This is a genomic window from Streptomyces sp. JLYT201 (assembly GCF_059448825.1).
Genome location: NZ_CM182551.1, coordinates 4,823,413 through 4,840,075 on the forward strand (window position 1 = coordinate 4,823,413; position 16,663 = coordinate 4,840,075).

At 72.6% G+C, this 16,663-nt stretch carries 12 protein-coding genes; 5 read left to right on the plus strand and 7 right to left on the minus strand.

The features are described from left to right. The first annotated feature begins 126 nt into the window (after positions 1-126). Together AC5WAM_RS19855 and metG are read left to right on the plus strand one after the other, a co-directional pair. Positions 127-1,119, plus strand: coding sequence for a VWA domain-containing protein (locus AC5WAM_RS19855; protein ID WP_495523353.1), 993 nt, complete (start codon positions 127-129; stop codon positions 1,117-1,119). A gap of 38 nt (positions 1,120-1,157) precedes the next feature. Beyond that, complete coding sequence (gene metG, locus AC5WAM_RS19860) at positions 1,158-2,786, plus strand: methionine--tRNA ligase (RefSeq protein ID WP_366791096.1); 1,629 nt, start codon at positions 1,158-1,160, stop codon at positions 2,784-2,786. Positions 2,787-2,877: 91 nt separating this feature from the next. On the opposite strand, the gene AC5WAM_RS19865 is transcribed toward metG, so the two are convergent. Then, positions 2,878-3,465, minus strand: coding sequence for a TetR/AcrR family transcriptional regulator (locus AC5WAM_RS19865; protein WP_495523354.1), 588 nt, complete (start codon positions 3,463-3,465; stop codon positions 2,878-2,880). Between the two features lie 118 nt (positions 3,466-3,583). Between AC5WAM_RS19865 and AC5WAM_RS19870 the strand changes: the two genes are divergently transcribed. Together AC5WAM_RS19870 and AC5WAM_RS19875 are read left to right on the plus strand one after the other, a co-directional pair. Beyond that, on the plus strand, positions 3,584-4,453 hold the full coding sequence (locus AC5WAM_RS19870; RefSeq protein ID WP_495523355.1) for an NAD(P)-dependent oxidoreductase: 870 nt from the start codon (positions 3,584-3,586) through the stop codon (positions 4,451-4,453). Between the two features lie 131 nt (positions 4,454-4,584). Next, a complete protein-coding gene (locus AC5WAM_RS19875; RefSeq protein ID WP_366791093.1) occupies positions 4,585-4,782 on the plus strand; it encodes a hypothetical protein in 198 nt (65 codons plus the stop codon). Between the two features lie 3 nt (positions 4,783-4,785). On the opposite strand, the gene AC5WAM_RS19880 is transcribed toward AC5WAM_RS19875, so the two are convergent. The 4 genes from AC5WAM_RS19880 to aspS form a co-directional block, all read right to left on the minus strand. Then, positions 4,786-6,363: an amino acid ABC transporter substrate-binding protein gene (locus AC5WAM_RS19880; RefSeq protein WP_495523356.1), complete on the minus strand. Its 1,578-nt coding sequence runs from the start codon at positions 6,361-6,363 to the stop codon at positions 4,786-4,788. A gap of 70 nt (positions 6,364-6,433) precedes the next feature. Continuing rightward, on the minus strand, positions 6,434-8,656 hold the full coding sequence (locus AC5WAM_RS19885) for a hypothetical protein (protein ID WP_495523357.1): 2,223 nt from the start codon (positions 8,654-8,656) through the stop codon (positions 6,434-6,436). Between the two features lie 110 nt (positions 8,657-8,766). Continuing rightward, positions 8,767-9,351 (minus strand): TetR/AcrR family transcriptional regulator, encoded by a 585-nt coding sequence (locus AC5WAM_RS19890; protein WP_366791090.1) that lies wholly within the window; start codon positions 9,349-9,351, stop codon positions 8,767-8,769. 342 nt (positions 9,352-9,693) lie between these two features. Then, entirely contained in the window at positions 9,694-11,475 is a 1,782-nt protein-coding gene (gene aspS / locus AC5WAM_RS19895; protein WP_495523358.1) for an aspartate--tRNA ligase, read from the minus strand. A 264-nt stretch (positions 11,476-11,739) separates the two neighbouring features. Here aspS and AC5WAM_RS19900 point away from each other — a divergent pair, with 264 nt between their 5' ends. Continuing rightward, positions 11,740-14,037, plus strand: coding sequence for a SpoIIE family protein phosphatase (locus AC5WAM_RS19900; protein ID WP_366791088.1), 2,298 nt, complete (start codon positions 11,740-11,742; stop codon positions 14,035-14,037). Here AC5WAM_RS19900 and AC5WAM_RS19905 read toward each other — a convergent pair. Both AC5WAM_RS19905 and AC5WAM_RS19910 read right to left on the minus strand, forming a co-directional pair. After that, positions 13,971-15,056, minus strand: a complete 1,086-nt coding sequence (locus AC5WAM_RS19905; protein WP_366791087.1) for an AI-2E family transporter — start codon at positions 15,054-15,056, stop codon at positions 13,971-13,973. The two genes, AC5WAM_RS19900 and AC5WAM_RS19905, sit on opposite strands and share 67 nt — an antisense overlap. A 298-nt stretch (positions 15,057-15,354) precedes the next feature. Next, the gene (locus AC5WAM_RS19910; protein WP_138960862.1) at positions 15,355-16,311 is read right to left on the minus strand and encodes a pirin family protein; all 957 of its coding nucleotides are present in this window, start codon (positions 16,309-16,311) and stop codon (positions 15,355-15,357) included. Positions 16,312-16,663: the final 352 nt, after the last annotated feature.

Below are 16,663 nucleotides of genomic sequence, written 5' to 3' on the forward strand. Positions count from 1 at the left end.
CCCACTCCCCCGCAAGCTGCCGAGGAACCGCCCCCAACCGCTGTGGGCAATCGTCCCGCGGGGCGAGTGGGGCATCCCCTGCTCGAGCGAAGCCGAGAGCTTGGGGAGGGGTGGGCACAGCCCGAGGTGCCGAGCAACCGTACGGCAGAGCCCGCCCCCAAGGTGCCCGCCCCCGCGGAGGCGCCCCGGACGGAGAAGCCCCAGGCCATAGAGCCCCCGGCAGAGGACCAGCCCCAGGCCATAGAGCCCCCGGCAGAGGACCAGCCCAAGTCCGAAGCCCCGGCAGAGCCGGAAGCCCCCGAGCAGGAGCCCAGGGCGGAGGCCCCGGTCGAGGAGCAGCCTGAGGCGGAAGCCCCCGCCGAGCAGGAGCCCGAGGCGGAAGCCTCGGAGGGAGCTTCGGCCGAGGAGGGAGGACCGGCCCCGGCGGACGCCCCGGCCCCGGCGGACGCCCCGGCCAAGCCCGCGCTCAGCCTGGCCAGGCTCAAGGCGCGGGCCCCGGGCCTCGCCCCGGCGTACAAGGCGGCCGGCGCGGCCCTGCGCAAGCGGGGCCTGACGGGCACCCGCGCCCGGGTCTACCTCGTCCTGGACCGCTCCGGCTCCATGCGCCCGTACTACAAGGACGGCTCCGCCCAGGCCCTCGCCGACCAGACCCTCGCCCTGGCCGCCCACCTCGACCCCACCGCCACCGTCCACGTCGTCTTCTTCTCGACGGACGTCGACGGCACCGGCACCCTCACCCCGGCCGACCACGAGAACCGCGTCGACGAGCTGCACGCGGCCTGCGGCCGCATGGGCCGCACCAGCTACCACCGCGCCGTCGAGGAGGTCGTGGCCCACTACGAGAAGTCCGGGGACGAGGGCCCCGCCCTCGTGGTCTTCCAGACGGACGGCGCCCCGGACACCAAGGGCCCCGCGACCCAGGCCCTGGCGGACGCCGCCCGGCACCCGCTGTTCTTCTCCTTCGTGGCCTTCGGCGACGAGGACAACAAGGCCTTCGACTACCTGCGCCGCCTCAAGGCGGACAACGCCGCCCACTTCCTCGCGGGCCCCGCCCCCAAGGAACTGACCGACAAGCAGCTGTACGACGGCCTCCTGGCCGCCTGGCGCCCCCGGCCGTGAGGTGAGTCGATCTTCGTCGGGCCGTTAGGATTTCGACCATGGCGGCCACTGGATCCGAGAAGCAGGGGGCGGACGAGAGCGCGAAGGCGTTCTACGTCTCGACCCCCATCTACTACGTAAACGACGCTCCTCACCTGGGCCACGCCTACACGACCGTCGCAGGCGACGTGCTCACGCGCTGGCACCGGCAGCGCGGCGAGAAGGTGTGGTACCTCACCGGCACGGACGAGCACGGTCAGAAGATCATGCGCACGGCCGAGGCGAACGGCGTGACGCCCCAGGAGTGGTGCGACAAGCTCGTCGAGGAGGCCTGGCGCCCCCTCTGGGAGCACCTGGAGATCGCGAACGACGACTTCATCCGCACGACGGAGAAGCGGCACACCGACCGGGTGCAGGAGTTCGTCCAGGACCTGTACGACAAGGGCGAGATCTACAAGGGCGGCTACGAGGGCCCGTACTGCGTCGGCTGTGAGGAGTACAAGCTCCCGGGCGAGCTCCTCGACGGCGAGGGCGCGTACGAGGGCCAGAAGCTCTGCCCGATCCACAAGAAGCCGGTGGAGCTCCTCAGCGAGGAGAACTACTTCTTCAAGCTGAGCGAGTACGGCGACAAGCTCCTGGAGCACTACGCCGCGAACCCGGGCTTCATCCAGCCCGAGTCGGCGCGCAACGAGGTCGTGAATTTCGTCAAGCAGGGCCTTCAGGACCTGTCGATCTCGCGCTCCACCTTCGACTGGGGCGTGAAGGTGCCGTGGGACGACAAGCACGTGATCTACGTGTGGGTCGACGCGCTGCTCAACTACGCCACGGCCGTGGGGTACAACGAGAACCCGGCGAAGTTCGACGGCACCTTCCCCGCGAACGTGCACCTCGTCGGCAAGGACATCCTCCGCTTCCACGCGGTCATCTGGCCCGCGATGCTGATGGCCCAGGGCCTCCCGCTGCCCGGCAAGGTCGCCGCGAACGGCTGGCTGATGGTCGGCGGCGAGAAGATGTCGAAGTCGAACCTGACCGGCATCAAGCCGCAGGACCTGACCTCGCACTTCGGCGTCGACGCCTACCGCTGGTACTTCCTGCGGGCCATCGCCTTCGGCCAGGACGGCTCCTTCTCCTGGGAGGACTTCACCGCCCGCTACACCAGCGAGCTGGCCAACGACTACGGCAACCTCGCGTCCCGCGTGGCCGCCATGGTCGGCAAGTACTTCGGCGGCGCGCTGCCCGCGGCCGCGGCGGACGGCCCGGCGGAGGCCGCGGTGCACGAGGGCCTCGCGCAGGCCGTCGCCACGGCGGACGCGAAGATCGGCGACGACCTCGACTTCCAGGGCGGCATCCTCGCCGTCTTCGACTTCGTGAAGCAGGTCAACGGCTACATCACGGAGCAGGAGCCGTGGAAGGTGGCCAAGGACGAGAGCGAGCAGGGCAAGGCCCGCCTCGCGACCATCCTGTACACGGCCGCCGAGTCCCTGCGCGCGGTCGCCGTGCTCCTCAACTCCGTCATGCCGGACACCTCCCAGAAGCTCTGGGACTCCCTCGGCGCCGAGGCGTCCCTGGGCGCGCTCGCGGACCAGAAGGTCCAGGACGCGGGCGCGTGGGGGCAGCTCCCCGCGGGCTCCACGGTGACGAAGGGCGCGGTGCTCTTCCCGCGCCTGGAGGAGCCGAAGAAGGCCTAGCCGGACACGCGGCACAGCTCGGCGGAAGGGCCCGGAACCATGCGTTCCGGGCCCTTCCCGCGTCTCCGCGCGCCTTCCGTACGAGGTGGCGTCAGCTCTCGTACGTCCGGACGAGCCGCGCCAGCTGGCGTCCGGCCGCCCGCAGGGGCTCCTCGCTGCGGTTGACCTGCGCCGTCACCTCGGCGCCCTCCAGGGTGCTGATGACGGTGGTGGCCACCTCGCGCGCGTCGGCCTCCGTGAAACCGCAGGCCAGGAGCTTCTCGGCGACGATGTTCTCCCAGCTGCGCAGCGCCTCGCCGCACACCCGCTGGATCTCCGAGTCCGTGCCGAGGGTCTCCAGGGCGGCGGCCGTGATGGGGCAGCCGTCGGTCCAGCCCGACGCGCGCAGTTCGACGGCCAGCCGCACGGCGCAGGCCTCGATCGCGGCGGCCGGCTCGCCCTCAGGGGTGAGCGCGTCCTCGAGCAGCCGGCCGAACTCCCTCTCCCCGTACTTGATCGCGGCCACCGCGACGGCTTCCTTGCCGCCCGGGAAGAAGTGGTAGACGGAGCCGAGCGTGGCCTGCGCCTCCTTGGCGATCTGTTTGATGCCGGTGCCGACGTAGCCCTGCCGCTGGATGAGCTGCGCGGCGACCACGACGATCCGCTCGCGCGTGCTGGGGGGCGCGCTGTACATGCTCATCCCGCCACCTTACCCACTCTCTGAGTAGAGCGTTCGTTCTAGTGCTGTGCTACGTTACTCCCGGCTCTGGATAGATCGTTCGTTCTAGAGATACTCAACAGGGAGACAGGAGACAGCCATGTCACAGTCCGTAACCGTTCTGGGGCTCGGTCCGATGGGGCAGGCCATGGCGGGCGCCTTCCTCGACCGGGGCTACGAGGTGACGGTGTGGAACAGGACCCCCTCGCGCGCCGCCGCGCTCGTCGAGCGGGGCGCCCGGCTCGCCGCCACCCCCGAGGAAGCCCTGCGCGCCAATGACCTGGTGGTTCTCAGCCTGATCGACTACGACGCGATGTACACCGCGCTCCAGGGCGCCGAGGCCGCGGTCGCGGGCCGGGTCCTGGTGAACCTCAGCTCGGACGTCCCCGAGAAGGCCCGCGCCGCGGCCCGCTGGGTGACGGAGCTCGGCGGCACCCATCTGACCGGCGGCGTCCTGTCCCCGCCGCCCACCATCGGCAGCCCGGACATGTCCACCTTCTACAGCGGCCCGCGCGCGGCCTACGACACGCACCGCGCGGCCCTGGAGGTCATCACCGGCAAGACCGACTACCGCGGCGAGGACCCGGGCCTCGCGGCCCTGATGTACCAGCTCAACATGGTCGTCTTCTGGCCCGCGATGCTCGCCTACTGGCAGGCGGTCGCCCTCGCCGGGGCGCACGGCATCTCGGCCTCGGAGATGGCTCCGTACGTGGCCGGCAACTACGAGGGCATGCGGCAGTTCATCGACTTCTACGCGCCCCGCATCGACGCGGGCCACCACGCGGGCGACGTGGACCGCATCTCGATGGGCGTGGCGAGCATGGAGCACGTCGTCCACACGAACGCGGACGCGGGCGTGGACACGGCGTTCCCGCAGGTCGTCCTGGACGCCTTCCGCCGGGGAGCGGACGCCGGGCACGGCGCGGACAGCTTCAGCAAGCTGGTGGACCTCATGAAGAAGCCCGCCTGACCGCCGGGGCCGTGCGGGCCGTACGCCGGGGCCCGCACGAGTGGCTTGATCTCTACCCCGTCAGTGAGCTGTTGATCACTTCGTGACCGGACTCACTCCCTCTTCACGCCTCCGCACGTACGCTTCACAGCATGGCCACGAATCCCGCTTCCGACCCGCGGCGCCCCCGGCGCTCCGCGGACGAGGTGAACGAGGAGATCCGTGCGCTGTGGCTGCGCTGCGGCGGGCGGTTGAGCACCGACCAGCGACGCGAGTATCAGCGCCTGGTGACGGAGTGGGCGACGGCGGAAGCCGCGGACCAGCAGGACTCCCCGACCAGAGCCGCGTAGGCGTCAGCCGCTGGGCACGACGCAGTCGCGCGGCTGGGCCCGCCCGTCGGGCCACCCGAGCCCCACGAACCTCAGCTTGCGCGTGCGGGGGTCGAGTTCGACCACCGCCACGGGTTTGTCGTAGGGGTTGCCCGCGTTGGTCAGGCACACCCACCCACTGGTTCCGGCCACCCGGTGCGCGGACTCCAGGCGTGACCACTGGGCGGCGACCCGCTCGCGGGGCGGCACCGACCCGGCCGACCGGGCGTTGGCGAGGAAGACGGCCTGCGCGATCGTGCGCACGCCGTCGTGCACGAGCATCGTGCGCGAGTCGTCGTAGCGGACGGGCCCGATGTCACCGGCCCCCTGCCGGTCGGTGAGCGCGCGCAGCTCGGCCAACTCCCGCTGCGGCTCGGTCAGATACGCGGGCCGGCCCTTCGCCCCGGCCAGCTCCCGCGACCAGGCCTCGGGGTGTCCGGGCGCGGTGTACTGCACGGTGACCGTGGGCTCCCCGGCGCCCTGCCCGCCGCGCAGCTTCCGCCAGTCGGCGTCGCTCAGGTAGCGGTCCAGGGTCGCCGCGCCCGAACCGCTCACCACGGTGTACCGCTTGCCCCGGCACGGCACCTCCGCGAGCTTCAGCGCGAACAGGCGCAAGTGCACCGGACGGCCCGCGAAGTAGACGACCTTCGCCCGGGACTGGCAGATGTTGTGGCCGATCAGCGAGAAGTCGTTGCCGGTCTCGCCCGGGTCGCCGATGGACGGGGACGTGAACTCCTGGTCCTTCGCGCCCGCCGGGCCCTTCTCGTCCCCGCTGAACGCCCGCGCGAGCGACTCCACGTAGACGTCGTCCGGACGGGTGTCCTTGACCAGGACCGTCTCCTCGTCACGCAGGCCGTGGTGGAAGGCGGCGAGCGCCGCCGCCTGCTGCCGGTTGGTGGGGATCACCCGCGCGAGCCCGGGGAAGCGCGGCCTGCCCTCGCGCCGCTCGACGTTGGCGAGTTCGTCGGCGCTGGCCCGGCTGATGAGGACCGGGATGCGCAGCCCGTTCGTCAGCCGGTCCACGGCGTCGACGGTGTGCCGCAGGCTGAGGTTGAAGCCGGTCACCGCGCGCAGGTTGTGCTTCTTGTCGTCCGCCAGCTTCGCCAGGCCGTCGACGACGCGGGCCTGCTGGGCGTAGTTCCGGCCGGGGTTGGCGAGCACCAGGCGGATCAGCGGCTTCTGCTCGGCGCGGTTGGCGCGGTACTGGGCGAGATAGGCGCCCTGTACGTCGCTGCGCAGCTGGGTGCGCTCGGCGGCCGAGTCCGGCTGGAGCGGCAGCAGCATCGCCACGGTGACGTGCGGCTCGCCGTCGATCCGCCGGTTCTCCCTGGCGATGGCGGCGCTGACCCTGCTGATCTCGGCCGTGCCGAAGTCGTAGCCGGAGCCGTTGATTCCGACGCATTCGCCGCGGTGCTTCTCCACGCCGTCCGCGCAGTGGTCAGGACCGCCCACGGCGGGCGGCACCAGGATGCCGACAGCGGTCCTCACGGCCGCCACGACCAGGATCGTGACGGCCTTCTTCAGACGTGTGGCCCACACGTGGTTGTACAGCCAGTTCAGCACCGCCGCCCCCTTCGCCCCGCCATCCGACCTCCCCTTCGCCCGCGGCCCCCGGTGGCCTCCGCCCGGCCGGTCAGCCGATGTGCCGCGTGCAGGCGCACGGCTTCAACGGCTGTCGCTCACGGGCCCGTTCGGCCCACTCCCCGGCCGTGCGCGACAGCACCTCGACACCCGGCACGGGCTCGTCGCCGAGCCGGTCGAGCAGCTGCCGCCAGGTGCCCGTCACCGCCGGGTCCACCGGGCCCGTGCGGTCCTCGTACAGCCACACCGCGTGCAGCAGCCGGTCCACGCGGCGGCGCAGCACGTCGTCGCCGCGCGCGGGCACCTCGCCGAGCGCGCGGGCGTGCCGGTCGTCGGGCGTGCCCGCGAGCGGCGCCTCGCAGGGCGCGCCCGCGACGGCGAGCAGCTCCCCGCACCAGTCGGCCATGGCCCGGCGCGGGTCGCGCGCGGGGAACGACCGCGTCAGGTGGTCGACGGCGCGCGCGGCCCCGGACACGGCCAGGTCGTGGTGCGCGGCGTGCGCGGCGGCCGAGCCGAACAGCTCGTCGGCGGCGTCCTCGCCGGGCCCCGCGGCCGGGGGCGGCGGCCCGAAGTGGTCCCGCAGCAGCGCGTGGTCGGCGCGCCACATCGCGCCCCGGCCCTGGCCCGCCCCGCCCGTCATCGCGTACAGGCGGCGCATCAGGAGGTGGCGCAGGCCGCGGTCGCCGATGAAGTGGCGCGGGCAGTGCGGCCAGCCGTTGTCCTGGAGGAGTTCGGCGACGCGGTACGCGGACAGGCGCTCGTCCCGCTCGCCCTGTCGGGCCCGGATCAGGCGCTGTGCGCACGGCCCGGTGTGCGCGACCGAGAGATGGCTGAGCAGGTCGAGCCAGTGGCCGTGCTGCTCGGGCGGCAGTTCCTCGGGGAGCCGGCGTCCGACCAGATCGTCCAGGAGCAGTTCGGCGACGGGCCGCGGCGGGGCGTCGGACGCCTCCCGGCAGCGCACCGGCGCGTCGAGCAGGGACCAGTCGGTGAGCGCGGCCGGGTCCGTGACGCGCAGCGCGGCCGCGGCCTCGCCGAGGCGGGTGACGAAGCGGGGGCGTCCGCCGCTGAGCCGGTGCACGGCGCTCTCCACGCGCAGCCGCGCGGCGTGTTCGCCCGGCCGGTGGCCCGCGTCGCGGCCGTGCCCCCGGAGCCGGGCCAGCTCGTGGTTCTGCTGCTCGGGGGTCAGCAGCGGCATCCGGACGAGCAGCACGCCGCGCGCGGGCGCGACCAGGCCCGGAACGCCGCCCTGTCTTCGCTCCCAGCCGGGCAGGCCGCCGTCGGCGGGAGCCCAGACGGCCGGGGCGTCCGCGGCCCCGTCCGCCGCGTCCGGCGAGCGGTACAGGAAGCGGCCGCCGTCCGCGCGGCGCGCGGTGGCGAGGACGACCACGCGGTCGTGGTGGCCGCTCTCGCGGTCGAGCAGCACGGACCGGAGCAGGCGGCGGCCGAGGCCGTTGTCGGCGTGGTCGAGCAGCACCGCGGGCCGCCCGGCCCGCGCCATCCGGCCGCGTACGGAGGTGTACGCGGCCTCCACGTCCTCGCGCAGGGCCCGGAACAGGAAGCTCTCCGCGTTGGCGCGGGCCTCGCCGCCCTGCTGGAAGTCGACGCTCAGCGCGTGCAGGCCGAGCCGGGGGTGTCCGGCCGCGCCCGAGTAGGAGCCGTAACAGGCCTCCAGGGCGGCCTTGCCCTCGGACGAGGTCCGTTCGAAGAGCTCGTCGAGTATGGCGGTGATCAGCGGTGTGGCCAGCGGCTGGGCGACGAGGAGCGCGCCGAGCGCGGCCAGGTAGGCGCGGAAGGCGCGGTGCAGCACGCCGCCCCAGAACGAGCCCCGCGGCAGCAGGTCGTCGTATCTGCGCACCTCGCCCAGGCCGTCGGCCGGGACCGCGAGGGCGTCCCCCGCGGCGACCGCGACCAGGCCCGCGTACAGGCGCGGGGCGCCGATCGCCCCGCCGTCGCCGCTCCAGGCACCGAACTGGACGGCCAGCTCCCGCAGGGCCTCGGTCGCCTCCGAGCGGGTGCTGCGCCGCTGGTCGGCGCCTTCGCGGAACACGGGCGCGGCGCAGTCGACGTGCGCGGCCGGGACGTAGCGCCCGAACACGTCGCGCACGCAGGCCAGCAGCCGCCCCTTGCCCATGCCGGGTCCGCCGGTGAGGAGCACCACCGGCAGGTCGGGCCCGTACAGGAGCGGGCGGTTGCGGCCCTTGGCCGTCTTGCCGAGCAGCCGGGCGAGAAGGCCGTCGTCGTCCAGCAGCTTGCCGAATCCCAGGTCGTCGGGCACCGGTCCCCCGAAGCGTCACGATTCCGCCCCGCGCCCCGCAGCGTGACGGATCGTCAGGGTAAGGGCACGGCACGGGTGTTGAGGAGACCCCGCCGGGTCACGATTGGCCCTCAGGCTCCGGTGAGCGCCGGGTTCGGGGTGAGGATGCGGCGCAGGATCGCCTCGACCTCGGCCCGGGTCGGCGGGGTCTGCGAGGCGAGGGAGCGCAGGCTGATCCCCATGAGCGCGGCTCCCGCGGCGGCGGCGGTGTCCGGGTCGGTGTAGTGGGCCAGGGCGCGCAGGATGTGCCCCTGGTGCTCCTCGGCGATGTGCCGCAGCGCGGGCCGCCGCAGGGCGGCGAGGTACAGCTCCAGGTCCACCACCTGCTGGGCCCGCTCGGGCCCGGCGAGCGGCGGCAGGACCGCGTCGGCGAGCAGCACGGCGTGCTGCTCGGGCGTGAGCTGGGGCCGGCGCGCGACCCACTCGTCGAGGTACGCGGCGAACCGGTCCACGGACCGGCGCAGGGCCGCCGCGATCAGGTCGTCCTTCGTGGCGAAGTGGTACGTCGTCGCGCCGAGCGGCACCCCCGCCTCGGCGGCGACGGCCCGGTGCGTGAGCCCCTCGACACCGCGCTCGGCGATGACGCGCTCGGTGGCGGCGACGATCTCCGCGACGCGCCGCACGGGATCACGCCGACGGGGCTCGGGGGCGGCCATGTCTCCTCCTCGACGACGCGCACAACAGTACGTTCGTACTGTAACGCCGCACGAGTCCCACCGACTCGATCCGGCCCGCCCGGCACCCGAGAACGAGACGCGAGGCAATCCAGCCCGCCCGGCACCCGAGAACGAGACGCGAGGCAATCCAGCCCGTCCGGCACCCGAGAACGAGACGCGGGGCAATCCAGCCCGTCCGGCGTTTGAGGACGAGGCGCGAAGCGCCAATGAGGGGGAAAGGGGCGAAGCCCCAGACGAAAGGGCCCGGACCGGAAGAGGCCCGAACGCAAAGGGGGGCCCGGGACCGCCGAGGTCCCGGGCCCCCTGCCCTGAGCCGGAGGCTTACTTCTCGCCCTGCTCACCCTTGGCGGGAGCCTTGCGCAGGGCGATGTTCAGCTCCTTGAGCCGCGCCTCCTCAAGCACCGTGGGCGCGCCCATCATCAGGTCCTGGGCGTTGCCGTTGAGCGGGAAGGCGATGGTCTCGCGGATGTTCGGCTCGTCCGCGAGGAGCATGACGATGCGGTCGACGCCCGGGGCGATGCCACCGTGCGGCGGGGCGCCGAGGCGGAAGGCCTTCAGCATGCCCTTGAACTCCTGCTCGACGGTCTCCGCGTCGTAACCCGCGATCTCGAAGGCCTTCAGCATGACCTCGGGCTCGTGGTTGCGGATGGCGCCGGAGGACAGCTCGATGCCGTTGCAGACGATGTCGTACTGCCAGGCGAGGATGTCCAGCGGGTCCTTCTCCTCCAGGTCCTTCATGCCGCCCTGGGGCATCGAGAAGGGGTTGTGGGAGAAGTCGATCTTGCCGGTCTCCTCGTCCTTCTCGTACATCGGGAAGTCGACGATCCAGCAGAAGCGGAAGACGTTCTCCTCGAAGTGGCCCGCGCGCTTGGCGGCCTCGACGCGGACCGCGCCCATGATCTTGGAGACCTCGTCGAACTCGCCCGCGCCGAAGAACACGGCGTGGCCGGCCTCCAGGCCGAGGCGCTTGGTCAGCTCCGCCACGTTCGCCTCGGTGAGGAACTTGGCGATCGGGCCCGCGAAGGCCCCGTCCTCGCCGACGCGGATCCAGGCCAGGCCCTTGGCGCCGTGCTCGACGGCGTACTCACCGAGGCCGTCGAAGAACTTGCGGGACTGCCCGGCCGTGTCCGGCACCGGCAGCGCGCGCACGTGCTTGCCCGCGAAGGCCTTGAACTCCGAGCCCTCGAAGACGTCGGTGATGTCGACCAGTTCGAGCTTGGCGCGCAGGTCCGGCTTGTCGTTGCCGTACTTCAGCATCGACTCGCGGAACGGGATGCGCGGGAACGGCGAGGTGACCTCGCGGCCGCCGCCGAACTCCGTGAACAGCTCGGTCATGAGCTTCTCGATGGGCTGGAAGACGTCTTCCTGCTCCACGAAGCTCATCTCGACGTCGAGCTGGTAGAACTCGCCCGGCGAGCGGTCCGCGCGCGCGTCCTCGTCGCGGAAGCACGGCGCGATCTGGAAGTAGCGGTCGAAGCCGGAGATCATCAGCAGCTGCTTGAACTGCTGCGGCGCCTGCGGCAGGGCGTAGAACTTGCCCGGGTTCAGGCGGGAGGGCACCACGAAGTCGCGCGCGCCCTCGGGGGAGGTCGCGGTGAGGATCGGCGTCGCCATCTCGTTGAAGCCGAGGGCCACCATCTTGTGGCGGATCGCGGCGATGACGGCCGAGCGCAGCATGATGTTGCGGTGCATGCGCTCGCGGCGCAGGTCCAGGAAGCGGTACTCCAGGCGCCGCTCCTCGTTGACCCCGTCCTCCGCGTTGATCGTGAAGGGCAGCGGGGCCGCGGCGCCGAGCACCTCGACCTCGGCGGCCTCGATCTCGATCTCGCCGGTGGGCAGCTCCGGGTTCACGTTGTCCGCGCCGCGGGAGACGACCTTGCCGTCGACGCGGACGACCGTCTCCTTGGAGAGCTTGTCCAGGGCCTCGGCGGCGGCCGTGCCGGGACGGGCGACGAGCTGCGTGATGCCGTAGTGGTCGCGCAGATCGATGAAGAGGATGCCGCCCAGGTCGCGCCGATTGTGCAGCCAGCCGCTCAGCCGGACGTCCGTGCCGACGTCAGAGGCGCGGAGCTCACCGCACGTGTGGGACCTGTACCGATGCATCGTCGTTCATCCACTCTTTCGAGATCGGGGGCTAGCTGCCAAGGCTACCGTCCAGCGCAAGATCACTTCGCCTCCGTTCAGGGGCCGCCCCGAAGGGGCGCGGGGCTGTACCCATGAGCGGCTCCGCCGCGTGGCGCGCCCAGCCACGGCAAGCCCGCGGACGCGAAGTGGAGCGCAGCGACACGGCGGGGCGCAGGCCCACCGAGGAGGCAGGGCCCCGGCACTCAGTGGCGGCTGGTCCGTACCTCTTCCTACAGTGAAGCAATGCGCACCAATGAGCCCCGCGAGCAGAGGGGTGACGCCTCCCTGCCGCCCGGCCAGGGCGCACTGCCCCCTGTGGAGGACGTACTCGCCGCGATCGCCACCGGCCTGTGGCGCTGGGACAACGCGAGCGGCACCGTCACCCTCGACGCGGAGGCCGCCCGGCTGCTCGGGCTCGCGCCGCGCGCCCAGACCACCACGGAGGTCGGCGTGCGCTCCCGCTTCCACCCGGTCGACTGGAACGAGATCCACGGCATCGTGCAGCTCGCCGTCGCCGAGGGCACCCTCGCCGAGGCCCGGCTGCGGATCATGGACGAGCAGGGCCGGCACGTCCTGCGCACGGTCCGCAGCCGCACCAAGCCGGTCGTCCACGACTCCTCGTCGACCGCGTACGAGCTCATCGGCACCCTCCAGGAGGTCACCGAGCCGGGTCCGGGCGCCGCCGCCCGCGCGCCCGTCACCGGCGACTGGCGCCGCTCCCGCGAGGCCTTCCTGCTCGACGCGGGGCGCGCGCTCGCGGAGGCGCGGTCCACGGAGGAGGTCCTGCGGGTCGCCGCGGGCCTGTCCATGCCCGGGTTCTCCCCGGACGGCCTCGCCGTCTTCGGCTCCACCGGCGACCGGCTCACCGTCGTCGGCCACCACGGACACCACGGCTACGGGGACGACGATCCGCTCGCCGCCATGCCCCTGGACACCGACTACCCGGCCGCCGAGGTGCTGCGCACCGGCCGCGCCGTCTATCTGTCGTCGCCGCAGGAGTACCGCCGCCGCTATCCGACGACGTGGCCCCTCGCGTCCCGCTTCAAGCGGCAGTCCTGGGCGTTCCTGCCGCTGACCGTGGCGGGCCGCACGATGGGCGCCTGGATGGCCGCGTTCACGTACCCCGTCTCGTTCACGCCCGACGAGCGCTCCGTCCTGACGACCGTCGCCCGGATGCTGGCGCAGGCCCTGTCGCGGGCCGGGGTCGCCGAGTCCGAGCGGGAGCTGACCGAGGGCCTCCAGCGGTCCATGATGCCGACGCTCGGCCCCGAGATCCCCGGCATGAGCGTCGCCGCGCGCTACGTCCCGACCGGCGGCGGCCTCCAGGTCGGCGGCGACTGGTACGACATGATCCCGCTGCCCAGCGGGCGCATCGCCTTCGTCATCGGCGACGTACAGGGCCACGACGTCCGGGCGGCGGGCCTGATGGGGCAGCTCCGCATCGCCCTGCGCGCGTACGCCTCGGAGGGCCACCGCCCGGACGCGGTCCTCTCCCGCGCCACCCGCTTCCTGTCCGGCATCACGGACGGCATCACCTACGGGTCCACGGACACCCGGGACGACCCCGACCACGCGGCCACGGACCCGCGCTTCGCGACGTGCCTCTACGTAGAGGCCGATCCGGCGACCGGCCTCCTGGAGATCGCCCGCGCGGGCCACCCCGAACCCGTCATCCGCATGTCCGACGGAACGGTTCTGCAGCGGCCCATCGCGGGCGGCCTGCCCCTCGGCATCGACCCGGACGCGGACTACCCCACGACCCGGCTCGTCCTCGACACCGGCGAGACGATGCTGATCTGCACCGACGGCCTGATAGAGACCGGCGGCCACGACCTGGAGACCGGCTGGACGCGGATCCGGCGCGTCCTGGAGAACTACGACGGGTTCTCCGAGTACGCGGAGCCCGCGGGCCCGGAGTACGAGACCCGGTCCCGTCCCGCCGGGGCGGACGACGACCTGGAGACCCTCGCCGACACCCTCGTCCAGGCGGTGCACGGCCCCTCCTCGCACCACACCACGGGGCCGCTCGCCGACCGCCGCGAGGACGACATCGCCCTTCTGCTGCTGCGCCGCACCGGGCGCCCCGAGGAGCGCGTCCGCATCCGCCGCACGATGCTGACCATCGCGCAGGCCGAGCCGGAGCGCGTCGCGGGCGCGCGGGGGCACCTGCGGGACCTGCTGCACGACTGGGCGGACACCGACCAGGTCGACTCCGCCGTCCTGCTGATCTCCGAGATGATCACCAACGTCCTGGTGCACACCGACGGCGACGCCCTCCTCGTCGCCGAGGTCACCGGCGAGAACGGCACGCGCAGGCTGCGCGCGGAGGTCACCGACAGCAGTGACGACCTGCCGCACAAGCGCCACCCCGGCGAACTCGCCTCCTCCGGGCGCGGTCTCGTCCTCATGGACCTGCTCGCCCACCGGTGGGGCGTGGACCCGCGCGGGGAGGGCAAGAGCATCTGGTTCGAGCTCTACGAAGGCTCGGCCTCGGCCGGAGGGGATGCCGGGGAGGGCCCCGCGGACGCCTTCTCCGCGTAGCGGGCCCGCAGCTCGCTGACCACCCCGAAGGCCGCGGCCGTCAGCGGCACGGCGAGCAGCATGCCGATGATCCCGGCGACGGACGCGCCCGCGGTGATCGCGAGCATCACCACCGCCGGGTGCATCTGCACGGTCCTGCTCTGGATCATCGGCTGGAGCACGTGCCCCTCCAGGACCTGCACCGCGAGCACCACGCCGAGCGCCCACAGGGCGATGACGAGGCCGCGGTCGGCGAGCGCCACGAGGATGGCGATGGCCCCGGAGAGGAACGCCCCCAGGTACGGGATGTAGGCCCCGACGAACACCAGGGCCCCGAGCCCCCACGCCCCGGGGACGCGCAGGATCAGCAGCCCGACGGTGATGCACACCGCGTCGATGAGCGCGATGAACGTCGTGCCGCGCATGAACCCCTCGACGGCCGTGAAGGCCCGCCGCGCCATCGCCTCCACGGTGTCCCCGGAGTGCGCGGGCACCAGGGACCGCAGCGTGCTCGCCGCCTTGTGGGAGTCCCGCAGGAAGAAGAACACGAGCAGCAGCGCGAGGACCGCGGTCGCGATCATCTCGCCGACCACGCTCAGGCCGCTGACCACCCCCGAGGCCGCCGTGCCGCCGAACTTGCCCAGGAGGTCCTTGGAGTTGGACGCCAGGTCGTCCAGGGAGGTGCCGGCCGCGCCGAAGTGCTTCGACAGGTCGTGCGCGGCGTTCTTGAGGGAGTCCACGATCTGACTGCCGGTGTCGATCAGGGCCTTCACGACGATGTACGTCGCCCCGCCGACGACCGCGAGCACGGCCGCGCACGTCAGTCCGGCCGCGAGGGACCGCTGCACCCGCATCCGCACCAGGCGCCGGTACAGCGGCCCGAGCAGCGCGGTCCCGAGCAGCGCGAGCAGCACGGGGGTGACGGCCGTCTTGAAGACCACGCACAGCCAGACCCCGACGGCGGCGACACCCGTGACGAGCAGCGCCACCACGCACCAGGCGGCCAGCCGCCGCACCACCTCAGGCAGAAGCGAAGACACCCTGCCACCCGACCACGCCCCCCACCACTCCGCACCCGGAACGAAGCGCCCGGGTGCCCCACCCGCTCCCTTCCTTCTCCCCGCTGTGGGCAGCTGGTCCGCCCGCCCCCTCCCCCTCCCAGCTGTAGGCCGCTGGTCCGCCCGCTCCCTCCCCCTCCCAGCTGTGGGCAGCTGGTCCGCCCAGGGGGCGGAACGGGTGGGCACAGCCCACAGCGGGGAGCAACCGTCCAACAGGGCCCCGCCCCGGGCAGAGGGCACCCGCCCCGCGCAGGGGGGGGGCAGGCGCCCAGCAAGGAGGTCACATGCCGTGCACCGCGGGCACGGACCCCAGCCGCCCCTTCTGGAAGTCCTCAAACGCCTGCTGCAGCTCCTCGCGCGTGTTCATCACGAACGGCCCGTAGTGCGCCATCGGCTCCCGAATCGGCTGCCCGCCCAGCAGGACGACCTCCAGATCCGGCGTGTGGGAGTCCTGCCGCTCGTCCGCCCGGACGGTGAGGGAGCCCCCCGCCCCGAAGACGGCGGTCTGCCCGACCTGGACGGGCCTCCGCTCCGCACCCACCGAACCACGCCCGGCCAGCACGTACGCGAGCCCGTTGAAGTCCTCCCGCCAGGGCAGCGTGACCTCGGCCCCCGGCCGCACCGTCGCGTGGACCATGGTGATCGGGGTGTGCGTGATGCCGGGCCCCTCGTGCCCGTCGAGCCCGCCGGCGATGACCCGCAGCAGCGCCCCGCCGTCCGGCGAGGTCAGCAGCCGCACCTGGCCACCGCGGATGTCCTGGTAGCGCGGGTCCATCATCTTGTCCTTGGCGGGCAGGTTCACCCACAGCTGGAGCCCGTGGAAGAGGCCGCCGGACATGACGAGCGACTCCGGCGGCGCCTCGATGTGGAGCAGGCCGGAGCCGGCCGTCATCCACTGGGTGTCACCGTTCTTGATGGTGCCGCCGCCACCGTTGGAGTCCTGGTGCACGAACGTGCCGTCGATCAGGTACGTCACGGTCTCGAAGCCGCGGTGGGGGTGCCAGGGCGTGCCCTTGGGCTCTCCGGCCGCGTACTCCACCTCGCCCATCTGGTCCATCATGATGAACGGGTCGAGGTACTTGTAGTTGATCCCGGCAAAGGCCCGGCGCACCGGGAACCCTTCGCCCTCGAAGCCGCTCGGCGCGGTCTTCACGGCGAGCACGGGCCGCGCCGTGGTGTCGGCGGGCACGGTCACGCGGGGCAGGGTCAGCGGGTTCTCAACGGTCACTGCAGGCATGGTTCGGACCTCCTCTTGCGCTCAGGTTAGTTGAACGTAGAACTTTCTGCCACCTGGAACGCGGCACGGCCCGACGGCATTCCCACCGCCCGCCCCGCCACACACCCCCCTGACCGAAACGCGCCCCCCGACACCCCGGCCACCCCCTCCGCACCCGGAAGCACCCCCGCCCCCGCACCCGCCCCGCGCCCATCCCGCACCCGGCGCCACAAGATCGCCACATATCCCGCATATGCAGATAACGACTTCCCGGGACACACCAAAAGAAGAGCAACCCATTGACAACGTGAGCCACAGACCGATTCACTCACCACGCAACAACAGGAGCACATTTCCCGGCACCCTTCGGGGC